The organism is Zobellia barbeyronii, from assembly GCF_018603515.1.
Taxonomy (GTDB): domain Bacteria; phylum Bacteroidota; class Bacteroidia; order Flavobacteriales; family Flavobacteriaceae; genus Zobellia; species Zobellia barbeyronii.
The window spans coordinates 120,155-137,167 of record NZ_JACATN010000004.1 but is presented as its reverse complement, the minus strand read 5'-3'; the positions used below and the strand labels follow the sequence as shown (position 1 = coordinate 137,167).

The window sequence follows — 17,013 nt, the reverse complement described above, 5'->3', positions numbered from 1 at the left end:
TATGTGGTTAGATTTGGCCTTATCAATAGTTTTAAGAGCCTTCTTCTGTTTGATCAAAGAGAAGTATCTTTGAAGTTCACAAAATTAGAGGTTTCGGTTGAGATATTTTATTGAATTTTCATACTTAGGTAAAGACTACCATGGTTGGCAAAACCAACCTAATGCCATTACCGTACAAGAAGTTCTTGAAAAGGCATTCTTTACCTTGTTGCGGGAGCCTGTGGCTTTGGTAGGTGCAGGCAGAACTGATGCAGGTGTTCATGCCAAGCAAATGTTCGCCCATTTTAATTTTGATGAAATTAAGGACGTGCAGTTATTCGTTTATAGATTGAATGCGCTTTTGCCAGAGGCTATTGCTGTTCATGATGTTTTTGCTGTAAACGAACATGCCCATGCGCGTTTTGATGCAGAAGAACGCACCTATGAATATTGGGTGTTGCAAGATAAAAATCCGTTTTATGGTGATTTTGCACATTATATAAAACACCCTTTGGATGTTGAGGCAATGAATGAAGCCGCGGAGTTGCTTTTGGAATTCAAAGATTTTGAATGTTTTTCAAAGTCCAATACAGATGTAAGGACGTATCTGTGTGATGTTAAAAAAGCAATTTGGGAAGTGAAAGGAGATAAACTTGTTTTTATAATAACCGCAGATCGTTTTTTGAGAAATATGGTGCGTGCCGTAGTAGGTACGTTGCTAGAAGTGGGCACAGGGAAAACGGAGCCAGCCCATGTTAAATCAATCATAAATAGCAAGAACAGGAGTAAGGCCGGCCCATCGGTACCGGCAAAAGGGCTATATTTGACCTCTGTTTTATACCCCAAAAAGATTACGGAAAAACATGGATAAAGATTCTGGAAAAGCATTTGATATGCGGCTGTTTAAACGCTTATTGGCGCATACGCGTCCATATCGCACAACCTTTTATGGTGTTGCTCTAGCGGCTATTCTGCTATCCGGATTTGCCGTAATGACTCCTATAATAGTTCAAAGAATTATTGATGACGCCATTAAGGTGGGTGATGAAGAAAAGTTATTAATTCTGACCCTAGCAATGGCCGGTGTTCTCTTGGGACAGGTTATTAGTCAGCTTTCATTTAATTACTACGCCAACTGGTTGGGGGAATCAGTAATAAAAGATATTAGAATCAACTTGTTTAAACACATGTTGGGCTTTAGAATGAAGTATTTTGACAGTTCTTCTCTTGGAGTACTGGTAACTCGTGCGGTTGCGGATATGCAGCGTATTGGTGAAATTTTTAGTCAAGGCTTTTTTGTTATTGTTGCAGATTTGTTGAAAATGTTGGTTGCCGCTGTGGTAATGCTAATAATGAACTGGCGTCTAGCGCTAATTGTTTTTGCTATATTACCGTTAATTCTTTACGCAACACGTTTATTTCAAAAGGCAATGAAAGTTGCTTTTGCTGAGGTTAGAACACAAGTTTCCAATCTCAATTCTTTTGTGCAAGAACGTTTAACAGGTATGAAAATCGTACAATTGTTTACGCGTGAAAAGATTGAAAGTGAGAAATTTAGGGTCATCAATGAAAAGCATCAAAATGCTTGGTTAAAAACAGTTTGGTACAATTCCATTTTCTTTCCGATCGCAGAAATTTCTTCTTCTATTGCAGTGGGTCTTATTGTATGGTATGGCGGACTTCAAAATGTATCCAATCTTTCTAAGGAAGAACTAGGTACGCTGTTCGCATTTATATTGTTGATAGATATGCTTTTTCGTCCTTTAAGACAAATTGCGGATAAGTTCAATACGCTACAAATGGGAATGGTAGCTGCCAATAGAGTTTTTAAAATTTTGGATACTCAGAGTAATATACAAGACTTGGGTACTGTGGTTAAAGAAGATGTACGAGGAGATATAAAATTCAATGATGTACACTTTGGATATTTAGAAGAGGAAGAAGTGTTGCACGGTATTTCTTTTGAAGTAAAAGCAGGGGAGACCGTTGCTATTGTAGGAGCTACCGGAGCGGGAAAATCAACCATTATTAATTTATTGAACCGCTTTTACGAGATTAATTCAGGTTCTATATTAGTTGATGATGTTGATATCAAAGACTTTAGTTTGGTTTCGCTTCGATCTCAGATTGCTGTTGTACTCCAAGATGTATTTCTTTTTGCGGATACTATAGAAAATAATATTTCTTTAAAAAATTCGGATATAACTCACGAGCTTATTGAAGATGCTGCCAAGCAAATTGGAGTGGATGAGTTCATAAGCAGTCTTCCTGGCGGATATCAATATAACGTAAAAGAAAGAGGAACAATGTTGTCTAGTGGCCAGCGCCAACTGATTGCATTTTTGCGGGCTTATGTAAGCAATCCAAGTATTTTAGTTTTAGATGAAGCTACGTCGTCCGTAGATACCTATTCTGAGCAGTTAATACAGAGAGCTACAGAGAAAATAACCGAAGGAAGAACTTCTATAATCATCGCACACCGTTTGGCAACTATTAAGAAAGCCGACAAGATAATTGTAATGGATGCAGGTAAAATTGTAGAAACGGGAACTCATAAAGAGTTGTTGAAAAAAGGAGGGTATTATAGTGGTCTTTATGAAGCTCAATTCCTTTCAGAAGAAGTTGCTTAAGCTATTAAGTCTTCTTTTATTATAGCAGTTAATTCATCCATATTGCCAAAATCAACAAACCTTCCGCTTCTGATATACGAGATATTTCCAGTCTCTTCACTTACTACTAAAGCAAGAGCATCGGTTTTTTCAGAAACACCTACAGCAGCTCTGTGACGAAGTCCAAAGCGCAATGGAATGTTACGTTCATTAGAAACTGGTAAAATTGCTCTGGTAGCAACAATATAATTGTTTTCTATTATGGCTGCGCCATCGTGTAATGTGCTGTTTTTATAAAAAATGCTCTCTAAAATAGGGGTGTTTACCTCGCAATGCATTTTGTCTCCGGATGATTTTATAAAGTCCAAAGAGTTGTTTCTTTCTAAAACAATTAATGCACCCGTTTTTGTAGAGCTCATTTTTTTACATGCTTCAATAATGGAATCCACATCCATGCTTAAAGTTGCACCATCTTGTCTTAAAAATTTGAAATGTTTAATGAAGTTTCTTTTGTTGGCGAAATTGGTAGAACCCACCATTAAAAGAAATTTTCTGATCTCTTGCTGAAAAACAATAATAAGAGCAATAAGTCCTACTTGCATAAACGCGCCTACAAGACTACTGATCATTTCCATGCCCAATAGTTCGGTCAGTTTCCAGAATCCCCAAACGATTACGATACCAAGAAAAATATTAATAGCAACAGAGCCTCTTACCAATTTGTAGATGTAGTACAAGAGTATAGCTACCAGAATAATATCTAGTATATCGGTAATCTTAAATTCAAGAAAATTCAGAAAATCCAATGTGGAGACGTTTTTGTAAAATTAATGAAATCCATACACTTTTAACAAGGCATTAATTCTTCTGCAAGTTTAACACATTCATACGCTTCTTTAACGTCATGAACCCTTAAAATATTGGCGCCATTCATTAATGCGGCCATATTAAGGGCTGTGGTGCCGTTAAGTGCACTTTTTGCATCGGTTTTTAGCACTTTGTAAATCATGGATTTTCTGCTAATGCCAACTAGTATAGGGTGTTCTAAATTTTGAAAAAGATTCAGTTTTTGTAGAATTTCATAATTCTGCTCCAAGGTCTTCGCAAATCCAAATCCTGGGTCTACAATAATATCAACCATACCTATGGCTTTTGCAGCTGCAATTCGTTCAGAGAAATATTTAATGATGTCAACTAAAAGGTTGTCATAATTAGTCTGTTGTTGCATGTTTTGCGGCGTTCCTTTCATGTGCATCATAATGTAGGGCACACGATGCTTGGCCACTGTAGGCAACATATTATCGTCTAATTTTCCTGCAGAAATATCATTTATAATAGCAGCACCTGCATCAAGACAGCCAGATGCAACAGTGCTTCTGAAGGTATCTATAGATAGTATAATTTCAGGAAATTGTTTAAGCAGTAGTTCAGTTAGTGGAAGCATGCGTTTAATTTCTTCTTCTTCCGTAACATGGTTGGCGCCTGGTCTAGAACTGTAGCCGCCAACATCAATAAAGGTGGCGCCATCGTTCAACATTTTTTCAGTCTGCTTTAAAATGGCGTTATCATTTAGATATTTTCCGCCGTCGTAAAACGAGTCTGGTGTACAGTTTAAAATACCCATCACTTTTGGTGTGGATAGGTCTATAAGGCGGCCTTTACAATTTAGAGTCATATGTGATAAAGTTGAAGCCGTATCACTTGATTAACCAAGTTTAAAACACGAACTTTGAGCAATTCAGAATTTTGAGTGAAATTTACGCAAATTAGAAGGGATAGCCATGCAGAAGACATCCGAACAATATGATGAGGTAATAAAAACCTGTAGAGACCTCTTTGAAAAGAAAATGAAGGACTACGGTAGTGCTTGGCGTATTTTACGACTTCCCTCATTAACAGACCAGATTTTTATTAAAGCACAACGCATCCGAAGTTTGCAGGAAAATGAGGTGCGTAAGGTAGATGAAGGGGAACGTTCTGAATTTATTGGAATTATCAATTACTCCATAATGGCACTTGTTCAATTAGAAAAAGGAGTGGCTGATCAGCCAGACCTTTCTGTAGAGCAGGCAGTGGAACTTTTTGATAAACATGCTACGACCACCAAAACGCTCATGGAAAATAAAAACCACGACTACGGAGAGGCTTGGCGCGATATGCGAGTAAGTTCTTTAACAGATCTTATTTTACAAAAGCTTTTACGGGTTAAGCAGATAGAAGACAATAAAGGTAAAACTTTAGTGAGTGAAGGTATTGACGCAAATTATCAGGATATGGTTAATTATGCGATTTTTGCCATGATTCATCTCGGTGTAAATTCAAAATCCTAATATGAAATATCTTGTTGGCATTAGCCGAGTTTTTGTAGGTATACTTTTTATCATCAGCGGTTTTATAAAACTGAACGATCCCGTTGGTTTTTCGTTTAAGTTAGAAGAATATTTTAGCCCCGGAGTTCTTGATCTTGCATTTTTTGAGCCGCACGCTTTAGCTATTTCTATTTTTGTAGTAATTCTAGAGGTCCTTTTAGGAGTGATGCTTTTAGTAGGTTTTCGGGTAAAATTTACGGTATGGAGCCTGCTGCTAATGATAGTAGGGTTCACTTTTCTTACCTTTTATTCGGCATATTTTAATAAAGTAACAGACTGTGGTTGTTTTGGAGATGCTATAAAACTTACCCCTTGGGAGTCGTTCACAAAAGATATTGTTCTTCTGGTGTTTATAATAATCCTTTTTAAAGGCAAGCAATACATTACACCTATTTTTGGAGCTAATGCAAAAAGAATAGCAACCCTCGCAGCATTGGTACTTTGTGTAGGATATTGCAATTATGTATTAAACCACCTACCGGTTATAGATTTTAGACCCTACAAAATAGGAGCGAACATTACTGAAGGTATGACCGTACCAGATGATGCACCCAAGCCTATTTACGATTACGCTTGGCGATTCAATGTAGACGGCAATGATCAAATTATCGTTACCCAAGGAGATTATCCTCAGGTAGACGGTGAATTTATTGATGTAGAAACTACGGAAGTGCAGAAAGGCTACGAACCACCTATTCATGATTTTACCATAGAGATGGATAAAATTAATATGGCAGATACGCTTTTGCAAGAACCTAAATTGCTTATGATAATAGCATACGATCTTAGGAAAACCAACAAAGATGTGTATTCTGAGGTTAAAAAAGTAACGGACAAAGCTATCAAAAAGGGCTATAAGGTAATTGGTATGTCTGCATCTAATGATGAACAAACAAGTGCCTTAAAGAAATCTTATAGATTAAATTTTGATTTTTACTTTACGGATGAAACGGCCTTAAAAACGATTGTTCGTTCCAATCCCGGAGCACTGGTTTTGGAAAAAGGAACTATAAAACAAAAAGTACATTATAATGATTTAGATGATTTGACTTTTGATTGATTTTTAAGTTGATGATTTTGAATTGAACCCAATACAATAACACTAAACACTTTGAAAATGAGAAGCAAAATTGTTGCAGGAAACTGGAAAATGAATAAAAACTTAACTGAAACGGAAGCATTGTTAACTGAGTTAGCAGCTAAGTTGCCAGATACTCAAGCTGAGGTTATGGTTGCACCAACTTATGTAAACCTGGCTTCTGCTGTTAGAACTTTAGAGTCTTCAGTTATAGAAGTTATTGCTCAGAATATGCATTTTGCGGAAAGCGGAGCATATACAGGTGAGATTTCAGCAGATATGTTGTTGAGTATTGGTGTGGATACTGCAATTATTGGTCACTCAGAAAGAAGGGCTTACTTTGGTGAAACTGATGAGATATTGGCTAAAAAAGTGGTTACAGCTTTAGATAAAAACATTCGTGTAATGTTTTGTTTTGGTGAAGAACTAGAAGATAGAAAATCTGATAATCATTTTAATGTAGTTGAAAGCCAACTGAAAAATGCACTTTTCTCTTTGGAAGCATCTGCTTGGAGTAAAATAGTACTGGCTTATGAGCCAGTATGGGCTATTGGAACTGGTGAAACGGCTTCAGCTGATCAAGCACAAGAAATGCATGCTTTTATCCGTAAAACAATTACAGAGGCTTATGACGCAACTATAGCGAATAATGTTTCTATCCTTTATGGAGGTAGTGTAAAACCTGGTAATGCAGGAGAAATTTTTGGTAAGCCAGATGTAGACGGTGGTCTTATTGGTGGAGCCGCTTTGGTTGCAGATGATTTTGTTGCCATTATAAAAGCTATCTAAATTTAGATTGCAATGTTATTTTGAAAGCCCTTTCCCAGTTTATGGAAAGGGTTATTCATTTAACAATAAAAATACAAGTTGAAAAGTAAAGAAAACCTATTAGTGGTTTTGTAAGTAATGGAAGGTAAACCCGACCAACAACCCGTCAAAAAACAGTAAAATGTCCAATACTATTTATATTGAATACAATTTCTCCGTAACCCCATTACAACCTGGGTCGGATATTTTAATTGCCGAGCTTGGAGAGGTTGGATTTGAGAGTTTTCTTGAAAATGAAGATGGTGTATTGGCCTATATTCAGAAGAATGACTGGAACGAGAATATTCTTGAAACAGTAGAAATTTTGGATAGTGAACTGTTCAAGGTCAGTTTTGAGTTAAAAGAAATAGAACAAGAAAACTGGAATGCCACTTGGGAACAGAACTTTGAAGCTATTCAGGTAGCGGACCAATGTGTGGTTCGTGCTCCATTTCATGAGAAGCCCAATGTGCAATATGATATTGTTATTGAGCCAAAAATGAGCTTTGGAACAGGGCATCACGAGACTACCCACATGATGCTTCAGTTTATTCTTGAAAATGATTTTGAAGGAAAAGATGTTTTGGATATGGGAAGTGGTACGGGAGTTTTAGCTATTCTAGCTGCCATGAAACATGCCAATCATATAGATGCTATTGATATTGATAATTGGTGTTACCTTAATGCTAAAGAGAATGTAGAACGAAATAATTGTGAACATATCTCTGTCTTTGAAGGTGATTCTTCACTATTGGGAAACCGCAAGTATGATATCATTTTAGCAAATATAAATAGAAATATTCTGTTAGCGGATATTTCTGTTTATGCTGATAATTTAAAGGAAAATGGAACCCTTTTCTTAAGCGGTTTCTATGAAGAAGATATTTCCTTAATTTCAGAAACATGTCTAAAGGCAGGGTTAAAGTTTGAAAAAAATCTGCAAAAGAATAATTGGGTTGCAGTAAAATATGTATTTTAGAGAGGTATACTATTTTAAATTGATTGATATGAGTTTCAAAGAAAAAGTATCGGAAGAACTATTATTGGAAGAAGAAGTTTCAAAACAAAATGAAATTGTTGTTTTTAATGATGATGTAAATACTTTTGATCACGTCATAGACACCTTGGTAGATGTGTGTGATCATACACCTGTTCAGGCAGAACAATGTTCTCTTATCGTACATTACAACGGTAAGTGTACTGTTAAGACAGGCGATTATAAAGACTTAGAGCCGCGTTGTAGTAGGTTACTTGAGGCGGGTCTTAGCGCAGAAATTGTTTAATTTATTTGTGCAGGTACCGCTATTAATGAGGTAACTTATCTCTAAGTAACCCGTAAGCGAAAGTCCCCAACATAGCCGCTGCTATAACTATTAGCATGCTAAAAACCCCAGTGCCTAATAGAATATACATAGGGCCTGGGCAAGCACCTGCTAACGCCCATCCCAAACCAAAAATACTACCTCCTAAGATATAGCGAGCATAGCTTTTATTTTTTGGAGGAAGAACAATTTCTTGGTCTTCAATACTTTTTACCCTGAACTTTTTAATAGCCCATACAGAAATGGCGCCAAGAACTACGGCAGAACCAATTATGCCGTACATATGGAACGACTGAAATTTAAACATTTCATATATTCTGTACCAAGATACCGCCTCTGATTTAACGAGTATGATACCAAAAAATATACCTACAAGTAAGAATTTTAGATATTTCATGCTGTAAAGATTAGGGGTATTAGAAAGTGTGTCATTATAAGTCCGCCAACAAAAAAGCCTATCACGGCAATTAGTGAAGGTAACTGCAAGTTGCTTAAGCCTGTAATGGCGTGTCCAGAAGTACACCCACCGGCGTAACGTGTTCCAAACCCAACTAGAAAACCAGCAACAATTAATATGGCCAATCCTTTTAAGGATAGAGCATTGTTCCAATCATAAATTTCCCCTGGTAATAAAGAAGTTCCTGCATTTTCAAAACCAAGTTCTTTTAAGTCTTTTACCGTTTCAGGGTTCAAATCCATGACAGATCCGTCAGAAAGAAAGGTTACAGCAATAAAACCGCCAATAATAGCACCAAGTACTACGGTAAGGTTCCACCTTTGAGCTTTCCAATCAAATTTAAAGAAATCAGAATACTTTCCTGCTCCTCCAATACTACAAAGGGTTCTTAGGTTTGAAGACATGCCAAAAGTCTTTCCAAAGTATAAAAGAAAAACCATTACCAAGGTGATCAAGGGGCCGGAAACGTACCAAGGCCAAGGTTGAAGTATGCTATCCATATTTAAAATTTGTGCGAAGTTAAAGCTAATGAGTTTAGTTAATGTAATATATGTTACATAAGGATTTATTGAAGTCGATATTGTGGATAATCCTTACAAAAATAACATCTTTAATGTAAATTATTCAAGAGTAATTTTATGTGGTTTTGAGGAGGATTAAGCTTGTAATCTTTTAATTATTAAATATTTAACTTATAGTGTTAATACCTCTTCAAGTATCTAATATATCATGTTTTTGCATATCTCTAATATGACACACGAACTATCTGATTTTGAGCCTTCTCTACAGAATTAAATTCGGTACTTTTGTTCTGTTAAGTATATAGATATACTGAAAATATCCCATTAAAACTTTAGTCCTATTGATGTTGAAAGTGCTTCAATGTCTTTGCTCTGAGCTTGGTAGGTAATTTATCCTAGAAAAATAAGTTATCCTTTTCGTACGCTTACGTAATGGGTTTGCAGGAAATAAGTTGCGATTAGAAATGAGACATATTACATTCAAATTACTTGTAGTTCTTTTATTGGGCATAGGTAATTGCTCGGCGCAGTTGTCGGATTTGGCTAAAATAGATTATACACGCCTTCCCAAAGGGGATTCAGAAGTGGGATATGATCGGCTTAGGGGAGTGTTCAATTATCCTATTAAGGTAAATGACGGCAGTTATTTTCTTGTAGGGATGGACTATAGCAAAATAGAACTGTCTTTTGATGAGAGCGTAACCAATTTTGATATTACTGCGATTGAAGATTTTCAATTACTGGATATAAACTTGGGTTATACATACAAAATGAAAGGAGACTGGCGTTTTGGAGCTAGGTTGTCCACTGGGTATAGCTCCAACTTGGTCAGGAAACTTTCCGTAGAAGATGCGGTTTTTTCTGGGGATGTGGTTTTTATTAATGACAAAAGAAAAGATAGTACGGTATCTAAACCCTACAGATTAATTATTGGAGTATCCTATGCTGAAAATAGGGGGATTCCATTTCCTATTCCATTTATTAGCTATTATAGGAAGTTTCATCAAAATTGGTCTTATAAATTAGGAGTTCCCAAGATGAACTTGCAGTATCATCTTTCCGAGAAATCTAGATTTAAACTGGTAGCAGAGCTTGACGGATTTACGGCAAACATTCAAGATGGAATTCTAGTTAATGAGGATGAAATAGCGCATACGGCAAATATGTCTATTATCATAGCAGGCTTACGTTATGAGTATAAATTTACAAAGCACCTTGAGCTGTATTTCAACGTTTCCAATATTCTACGCAGTAATGCTAAACTAAAGGATAATGATAACAATACGGTAAACTCTGTTAGAAAGAACAATATTTACTATTTAAGGACAGGAGTTCGTTTTAAGATTTAATGCTGATTATCTAAAAACATTCTTCTTGTTTTATAAAATTTTTGCTTGTCAGAAATTGTTTAAAACGTAGATCCAATACTAAATAATATTAGCGCAGATTCTTCATCTGAAAATCCTGCCGAGACACCAATTGCAAATTCTTCAGAAAGAGGAACAAGATAAAGTCCAAAGCCGTATCCTTTATGCCAATCGGAATTCGTGTCAAAATCAGAATAGACTCTACCACTGTCATAAAAACCTTTTATACCAAATTTCATTGGTACAATAGATGTTCGGAATTCTGCCAGTTGCAGCCGTAATTCTGAATTTAAATACAAAGTAGATTTTCCTGTAAATCGGTTATTTACATAACCTCGTAAATTGGAGTTTTGCCCCAGATATTTTAATTTATAAAAAGGAATAGTGCCTTCGCCATAAGTAGTAGAGCCTCCAAAGCGAAGTCCTAATGTTATTGGTATTTTCCTTCTAGTAGTCAGATATTGTTCAAAGAAAGCTTCAGTGATACCATAATTGGAATTCATGTTGTCCGAAACCAAGCCGCTTTGATGTTTTAGAAAAAAGCGAGCTCCTTGTTCTGGAAGACTAGCACGATCTCTAAAATCAAAATCTAGTTTTGCTATGATTTCATAAAGATTGGCATCTCCAAAGCCAAAAACTCCCGGTAGCGGATTAGGGTTGTCCGCGGCTAAAATAGTGCCCTCTTCCCGGATTGTTTTGTTGTTCTCATAGTTCAGTTGAAAGCCAAGGCTACTTTTTTTCCAAAAGTCTTTTATTAGACCAGCTTGAAGGCTATAGGAATCATACCGAGTTTCGTAAAAATCATCAGAATCAAGGTCATCGTCTTTTATAGTCCCGTTACCAATACCATAGAAATCTGTAAACCCAGTATGGTCTGCAAACAAACCACCAATCTGAATATCCCATTTTTTAAATACATGGTGAAACCTACCCTCATACTTTAATATGTTCATATTTTCAGTCGTGAAAGTGCCGGTTATTTTATGAATAGAACTATAGTCCTTCTTCATCGCGTTCTTTTGAGTAAACTTAACTCCGGCGTTTAGTCCAAGTCCCTGATTACTGTTGTACCGTATTGCGGCTATAGGAAAATACCTGTTGAACCCAAATCTATGTCTGTCATAAGAATAAAGTTCCTTGTTCCAGTGGTCAATCATTCTACCTTCTTCGCCAAAATTGAGCTCAGATGTATCACCCTTTTCATATATCAAGGTTTTTTTACCCCCTTTTTTTACTTCTGAGTTGTCAGTAATAACATCAGGGTCAGGTCCTCCAATTACTCGTATTTTTATAGACTTTTTTGCTGCTCCTGAAATATTGAAAACATCATGACCATCTAATCCATAAAGCCGGATTTCTTTAGTTTCTTTTGGGTCAAAAGTCCGGTGGTAGTAGAGTCGTTTGCCTTTTTCATTCTTATCATCTTTGGTATTGTACATGGCCACCTCTGCAGACCCATTATCGTTTCTGGTTACCTCAAAATATTCCCGTTTGTTGGATCCAACTACCTCTACGCCTCCAATCATTAATTGCTCGTAATATTGATTGGCATAGGTGTTCAAGTCTTTGTTGCGTTGCTTTAATTTGTCTGCTATTTCCTTACCTGAAAGTTCATAAATTTCTGGGGGCATTGCTTTAATGCCCTCTTCAATAACTTGGTCTGTGATATGGGTCTGGATATAAGCTGCAGCTTCTTGCCAATCTTCTCTAGTGAGCTCGTTTAGCAAACGACGGTCTGCTGGTTGTGAGCTAAACGTTAGGCTACGAATATCTTTAATTTTGTATCCAAAGGTTTCTCCACGCTCTAGGCCCCATTTCCTGTCTGCAAAGTAGGGTAGGAGACCATTCCAAAGCGAAAAGACATAATCCCTATCTCGAGGAATTGGTCTATAAAGGTTATCATGTTTTTTCTTGTAACCTGCCCATTTCCAATTGTCCTCGTGTTTTCCCCAGTCTCCCACTAAAATATCGAACATTCTCGCCTTGGCATACTCCTTAGCATCTACCTTGTTATCATGGTCTTTATAAAGCTCCCTGAACATTTTGCGACTTTGAAGAATCTCATTGGCATCTCCAAAAGGCTTTGTTACCTTTTTTACATTCACCGGTTTTTCTTCCAACATGCCCAGTAAATTGGAATACTTTCTTTTAAATGCACCTAATTCATCTGAAGGTGGCATCATATAGAGTTTTGGCGTAGCGTGTAATATATTAGTAGCATTTAGCATAGAGCCAACTGCCATGGCGCCATAAGGTTGCTGCCAAGAAGTAACATCTTGCATTACTCTAGCTATTATGGTTCCTTGAAGTTCATAGGGTAGTAACTGAAGAGGGTCTTTGTCTACAGAACGGAACGCATATTCTCTGCCGTCTCCTCCTTTAATTTTTAAAGAAGTGGTCTGGTGTCCGCCTCCCTTTTCGTAAACCGATAATCCGCCAAAGGTTTGCTCAAGGTCTAAATAGGGTACTTTTACGGGAGCCTTCCAAGTGGTTCTATAGTGTTCGCCCATAAAGAACTTTGTTATACCCCCTATAGTGTAATCGCCCGCTATAGCAGTAGTGTCCGCTGCCCATGTTCTTTGTCCATGGCTTGCCGTGAGTGAGGGTTTACATGGATTATAAGCTAAATTAAAATTGTCCTCGTTACCTGCTTCGCAAGGCGATGTAAATAGAGTTTCAGTTGTATTTAATTCAAATTTTCCTGATAGTTCAAAACGGTGTATAGTGTAGTCTACTTTGCCCGAAGTATAATAGTCCAATTCTACTAGTCCTGGAATGGCCTTTGCAAAAAGTGTATGTTCTTTGTCTTTCGCTACGTATTTTGCTTTGGTTGGAGCACCACTATTAATGATATAATTTTCACCCATCCGTAATACTTGTAAATTCTTCTCATGTCCGGCCGCGTAGATTACAGACCCTTTACGGAGTACAATGTTTTCAATGCTACCGCGGATGGCATCAAAACGAGAATTAACAATATCTACGGAAGAACCTATGTTTTGTCTATAGCCAGCATTAAGACTTCCTATAATAGGAGGGGATAAATATTTAGCCAATTGAAAATGTCCTCCGTAATTACCTAATGACTCCAGAGGGAAATGGCCCGCTACCAAAATATTCTTATCCTCAGAATCCTCAACAGCATTTTCTAGTTCAATAAGAAAATCGCGTTCAGTGGCTATTCCACATTCCGCGGTAGAAGCTTCGGGTTTGTCATAAGGGTGGTTGTACCATTGGGTGTTTATAGATACCAATATTAAATGGTCGTTCACTTCTATGATATCGGGTCCTGGACAGCCTTTGCGAATAGCCCATTTTACATTTTCGAAATCCATGGACTTAACCAACTTTTCAAGTTTATTGACACTGCTTAGTCCTTTTTTTCCGGAATTGGCCCAATCCCTATCTCCAGGAATGATAACGACCTTCCCGTTTTCATGTTGGGTTATACTTTGTAGGAGTTTGTCTATTTTCAGAGAATCTTGGGTGGTGGGTTCTTTAGTCTTGCCACTGTTTATGAGGTCGCCGTTAAGAATAACCGTAAAAGGGTCTGTTGTTGAAAGAAGCTCGGAGAGGCTGTCATAAAATGGAGACTCTAATCCAATATCCGTAGTATTACCTAATAAATATACTCGGTGTTCAACTTCGGAAGATTGCGCAATTGAGTAGTGCGTTCCAAAAACTATGAGAAATAATAGGGATAAAGTAAGGTATAGACGGTTGTACATAGCTCAAATTTTTAGTGAAACTCCAATAGATAATATGTAGGATATAATAGATTAGGTTTCAATTTTAAGTTGTTGCAGAGGTAATAGCTGCAGAGAATTCATGAAAATTGAAATTTGAGGATTGCGGTTAAGAGACCATAAATGTGCTTTGTCAATACAAAATATGCTTTTTTAAGGTGATATAGTCGGCGAAAATCAAGAAATTTACAAGTAGCCTATCTTAATAGTGAGAATCTATTAAAAAAAAAGAAAGCAGCTACAAAAAATGTAACTGCTTCCTATTTAAGTGACCCTGACTGGATTCGAACCAGTAACCTTCTCATTCGTAGTGAGATGCGCTATCCAGTTGCGCCACAGGGCCAATAAAAGTATTCCTGTTGGGTCTTTCCTTAACGGAAACTAGTTTTAGCTAGTTTTTTGCCTAACGGGGTGCAAATATATTTCTTTTTACATTTACGGCAAAATATAAGTTACTTATTAAATGAATTTAAAAGCGTTTATTAGAGATATAGACAATTTTCCGCAAGAAGGTGTCATCTTTAAAGATATAACACCTCTGTTGGCAGATGCCAAAGCTATGCAGTATACACTAGATAGACTTCTTGAAATGGTGGGTGATGTTAAGATTGATAAAGTTGTGGGTATGGAAAGCCGCGGATTTTTTTTCGCACCTTTATTAGCTCAGCGATTAAATGCCGGATTTATTCCAGTGCGTAAGCCTGGTAAGCTACCTGCTGAGAAAACTAGTCAGACCTATGATTTAGAGTATGGTACCGATACTTTAGAAATACATAGCGATGCAATTTTAACCGGAGAAAAAATATTAGTGCATGATGATGTTCTTGCTACAGGTGGTACAGCAAAAGCTACGTGTGATTTAATCAAACGTTTGGGAGGGGAAATCGTTCAATGTAATTTTTTAATTGAACTAGATTTTTTAAAGGGAAGGAGCAAATTGGGAGAAACTGATGTAAAGGCACTTTTAAATTATTAATCCAAAGCGCGGCTAGTAACGAAATAACGCCAGCCAATTAAAGCCATCTGAAACTTTGATGCTTTAGAAAGGTCAAGCCTTTTTTTAGAAAAAGAAGGAAGAAGTAACTGGTTTACTTTGGCAAGAAATTTAAATACTAGTTTTTTCATCGGTTAATTTATCAAAGATGCTAACTTATTGAAAATAAAGTAAAAGACCGCTGTACGGCGGTCTTTTTATTATATAGGCCTATATGATTTAACTTACGCTACTATCGTGATCAGCGATACTAGGAGTAACAACAGAAGTTTAGCAAGTGTAATCATAATTAGGGATTTTTAAGGTTAATAGATAGTTGATAATAATCGATTATCCAATCAAGATAATTAAAAGAAATATTCATATCCAAGCGAATTGATGCGAATTAATCAATTCTAATGCGATTTTATAAGTGTATTAATGGTTTGTGTTTATAATTTTAAAATAGTTTCTTCAGTGTTGTTTTAAATTATTATTAAAAATGTTACATATGATTATAATATGTAACATCTGAAGGCATGTTTTGATACCCCTTCTCTTTTTTAAGTATAGTTTTGAGCCAGAATTGATGCTTTTGTTGTAAAACCATTTTCGATAGACTTTTTTTTAGGGTCTATTTTGCTTCGGCAACTCGGTAAAAAAGACGACTAAAAGTTAAAATGTTCATATATCTTTGTTTTTTAATTCCCTGAAACCAGTACATGCAGAATCTTCTTTTTATTGCGCTTGGCCTTATACTTTTAATAGCTGGAGGTAATTGGCTTTTAAAATCGGCCGTTGCTCTTTCTTTACGATTAAATATTCCGAAAATTGTTATTGGTATGACGGTGGTTTCTTTTGCCACTTCTGCTCCGGAGCTTATTGTGAGTATAAAAGCAGCTTTAGACGGTTTTCCGGATTTAGCGCTAGGTAATGTGGTTGGGTCTAATATTGCTAATCTAGGTTTGGTGCTAGGTATAACCATACTTATGGGGAGTATAGACGTAAGAAGAACTTTTTATACAACGGATTGGCCGGTTATGATGGCCGCTTCACTACTGTTTTTTGGTTTTATATTTTTTGATGGAGAATTGCAACAGTACGAAGGTATTATTATGGTTGTAGTGTTGTTCTTGTTCCTAGTCTATTTACTACGCTTTCAAAAACAGGCAGTTGAGGACGAGTCTCCAGAGGATGATGAACCTCTACCGCTATATAAGCTGGTGCTATTTTTAGGACTTGGTGGTACGGCACTTTGGGGAGGCTCAGAGTTGCTTATTAATGGTGCGGTAGGTTTGGCTACTTTATATGGTGTTAGTGAGCGTATAATTGCTGTGACAATTGTTTCTGTGGGTACCAGTATACCAGAATTGGCAGCTTCGGTTATTGCAGTTATCAAAAAAGAAAAAGCTATTTCTTTGGGGAACCTTATTGGGTCTAATATTTTTAACCTTTTGGCTGTACTTGGTATTACTTCTATTATAACGCCAATTAGAGTAATGGATGAAGGTTTGCTAAGTAGCGATATTTTTTGGATGTTAGGAATTTCCTTTCTTATTCTTCCTTTGGTTTTCATTCCTAGAGGTTTGCGCTTGGGGTGGCGAGATGGTATAATTTTGCTGGGAGTTTATATTGCTTTTGTCTACACAACCATTTCATAAGGCTTTTCTATCGTATCTGCAGTATTCTTTACATTCTCCTAAAGATTACATTATCTAATCGTATTGATATGGTAACTTTCTTTTACGCTTAGCTAATATTCGTTTTGTTGTTTTAGTGTTAACT

General features: G+C 36.6%; 16 protein-coding genes and 1 tRNA gene. 10 read left to right on the top strand and 7 right to left on the bottom strand.

The genetic code is table 11. The features are described 5' to 3' along the window. Window positions 1-97 precede the first annotated feature (97 nt). Window positions 98-850 carry a tRNA pseudouridine(38-40) synthase TruA gene (gene truA, locus HW347_RS13025; RefSeq protein WP_214612267.1) on the top strand — a complete coding sequence of 251 codons (753 nt, stop codon included), beginning with the start codon at window positions 98-100 and terminating at the stop codon, window positions 848-850. After that, entirely contained in the window at window positions 843-2,609 is a 1,767-nt protein-coding gene (locus HW347_RS13020) for an ABC transporter ATP-binding protein (RefSeq protein WP_214612266.1), read from the top strand. The genes truA and HW347_RS13020 overlap by 8 nt, the downstream gene beginning before the upstream one ends. Here HW347_RS13020 and HW347_RS13015 read toward each other — a convergent pair. Further along, the gene (locus HW347_RS13015) at window positions 2,606-3,394 is read right to left on the bottom strand and encodes a diadenylate cyclase (RefSeq protein WP_214612265.1); all 789 of its coding nucleotides are present in this window, start codon (window positions 3,392-3,394) and stop codon (window positions 2,606-2,608) included. The two genes, HW347_RS13020 and HW347_RS13015, sit on opposite strands and share 4 nt — an antisense overlap. Window positions 3,395-3,435: 41 nt before the next feature. Then, on the bottom strand, window positions 3,436-4,263 hold the full coding sequence (gene folP, locus HW347_RS13010; protein WP_214612264.1) for a dihydropteroate synthase: 828 nt from the start codon (window positions 4,261-4,263) through the stop codon (window positions 3,436-3,438). Between the two features lie 106 nt (window positions 4,264-4,369). Here folP and HW347_RS13005 point away from each other — a divergent pair, with 106 nt between their 5' ends. The 5 genes from HW347_RS13005 (at window position 4,370) to HW347_RS12985 (ending at window position 8,125) form a co-directional block, all read left to right on the top strand. Continuing rightward, window positions 4,370-4,918 (top strand): DUF1599 domain-containing protein, encoded by a 549-nt coding sequence (locus tag HW347_RS13005; RefSeq protein WP_214612263.1) that lies wholly within the window; start codon window positions 4,370-4,372, stop codon window positions 4,916-4,918. A gap of 1 nt (window position 4,919) precedes the next feature. Beyond that, window positions 4,920-6,017, top strand: coding sequence for a BT_3928 family protein (locus tag HW347_RS13000; protein WP_214612262.1), 1,098 nt, complete (start codon window positions 4,920-4,922; stop codon window positions 6,015-6,017). A 57-nt stretch (window positions 6,018-6,074) separates the two neighbouring features. Beyond that, complete coding sequence (gene tpiA / locus HW347_RS12995; protein ID WP_214612261.1) at window positions 6,075-6,824, top strand: triose-phosphate isomerase; 750 nt, start codon at window positions 6,075-6,077, stop codon at window positions 6,822-6,824. Window positions 6,825-6,984: 160 nt separating this feature from the next. Then, the gene (prmA, locus tag HW347_RS12990; RefSeq protein ID WP_214612260.1) at window positions 6,985-7,821 is read left to right on the top strand and encodes a 50S ribosomal protein L11 methyltransferase; all 837 of its coding nucleotides are present in this window, start codon (window positions 6,985-6,987) and stop codon (window positions 7,819-7,821) included. Between the two features lie 28 nt (window positions 7,822-7,849). Then, a complete protein-coding gene (locus HW347_RS12985) occupies window positions 7,850-8,125 on the top strand; it encodes an ATP-dependent Clp protease adaptor ClpS (RefSeq protein WP_155594474.1) in 276 nt (91 codons plus the stop codon). 22 nt (window positions 8,126-8,147) lie between these two features. Here HW347_RS12985 and HW347_RS12980 read toward each other — a convergent pair whose 3' ends face one another. Then, complete coding sequence (locus HW347_RS12980) at window positions 8,148-8,561, bottom strand: YeeE/YedE family protein (protein WP_214612259.1); 414 nt, start codon at window positions 8,559-8,561, stop codon at window positions 8,148-8,150. After that, complete coding sequence (locus HW347_RS12975; RefSeq protein ID WP_214612258.1) at window positions 8,558-9,121, bottom strand: YeeE/YedE family protein; 564 nt, start codon at window positions 9,119-9,121, stop codon at window positions 8,558-8,560. Before HW347_RS12975 ends, HW347_RS12980 begins: the two co-directional genes overlap by 4 nt. 485 nt (window positions 9,122-9,606) lie before the next feature. Here HW347_RS12975 and HW347_RS12970 point away from each other — a divergent pair, with 485 nt between their 5' ends. After that, entirely contained in the window at window positions 9,607-10,491 is an 885-nt protein-coding gene (locus tag HW347_RS12970; protein ID WP_214612257.1) for a DUF6268 family outer membrane beta-barrel protein, read from the top strand. A gap of 59 nt (window positions 10,492-10,550) precedes the next feature. On the opposite strand, the gene HW347_RS12965 is transcribed toward HW347_RS12970, so the two are convergent. Further along, complete coding sequence (locus HW347_RS12965) at window positions 10,551-14,237, bottom strand: BamA/TamA family outer membrane protein (protein ID WP_214612256.1); 3,687 nt, start codon at window positions 14,235-14,237, stop codon at window positions 10,551-10,553. A gap of 287 nt (window positions 14,238-14,524) precedes the next feature. Then, window positions 14,525-14,598 (bottom strand) — tRNA-Arg (locus tag HW347_RS12960). Between the two features lie 120 nt (window positions 14,599-14,718). Between HW347_RS12960 and HW347_RS12955 the strand changes: the two genes are divergently transcribed. Then, a complete protein-coding gene (locus tag HW347_RS12955) occupies window positions 14,719-15,231 on the top strand; it encodes an adenine phosphoribosyltransferase (protein WP_214612255.1) in 513 nt (170 codons plus the stop codon). Here HW347_RS12955 and HW347_RS12950 read toward each other — a convergent pair. Beyond that, on the bottom strand, window positions 15,228-15,380 hold the full coding sequence (locus tag HW347_RS12950; protein ID WP_214612254.1) for an SsrA-binding protein: 153 nt from the start codon (window positions 15,378-15,380) through the stop codon (window positions 15,228-15,230). The two genes, HW347_RS12955 and HW347_RS12950, sit on opposite strands and share 4 nt — an antisense overlap. A 570-nt stretch (window positions 15,381-15,950) precedes the next feature. Here HW347_RS12950 and HW347_RS12945 point away from each other — a divergent pair. Beyond that, entirely contained in the window at window positions 15,951-16,889 is a 939-nt protein-coding gene (locus tag HW347_RS12945; protein WP_214612253.1) for a calcium/sodium antiporter, read from the top strand. The last annotated feature ends 124 nt before the right edge of the window (window positions 16,890-17,013 follow it).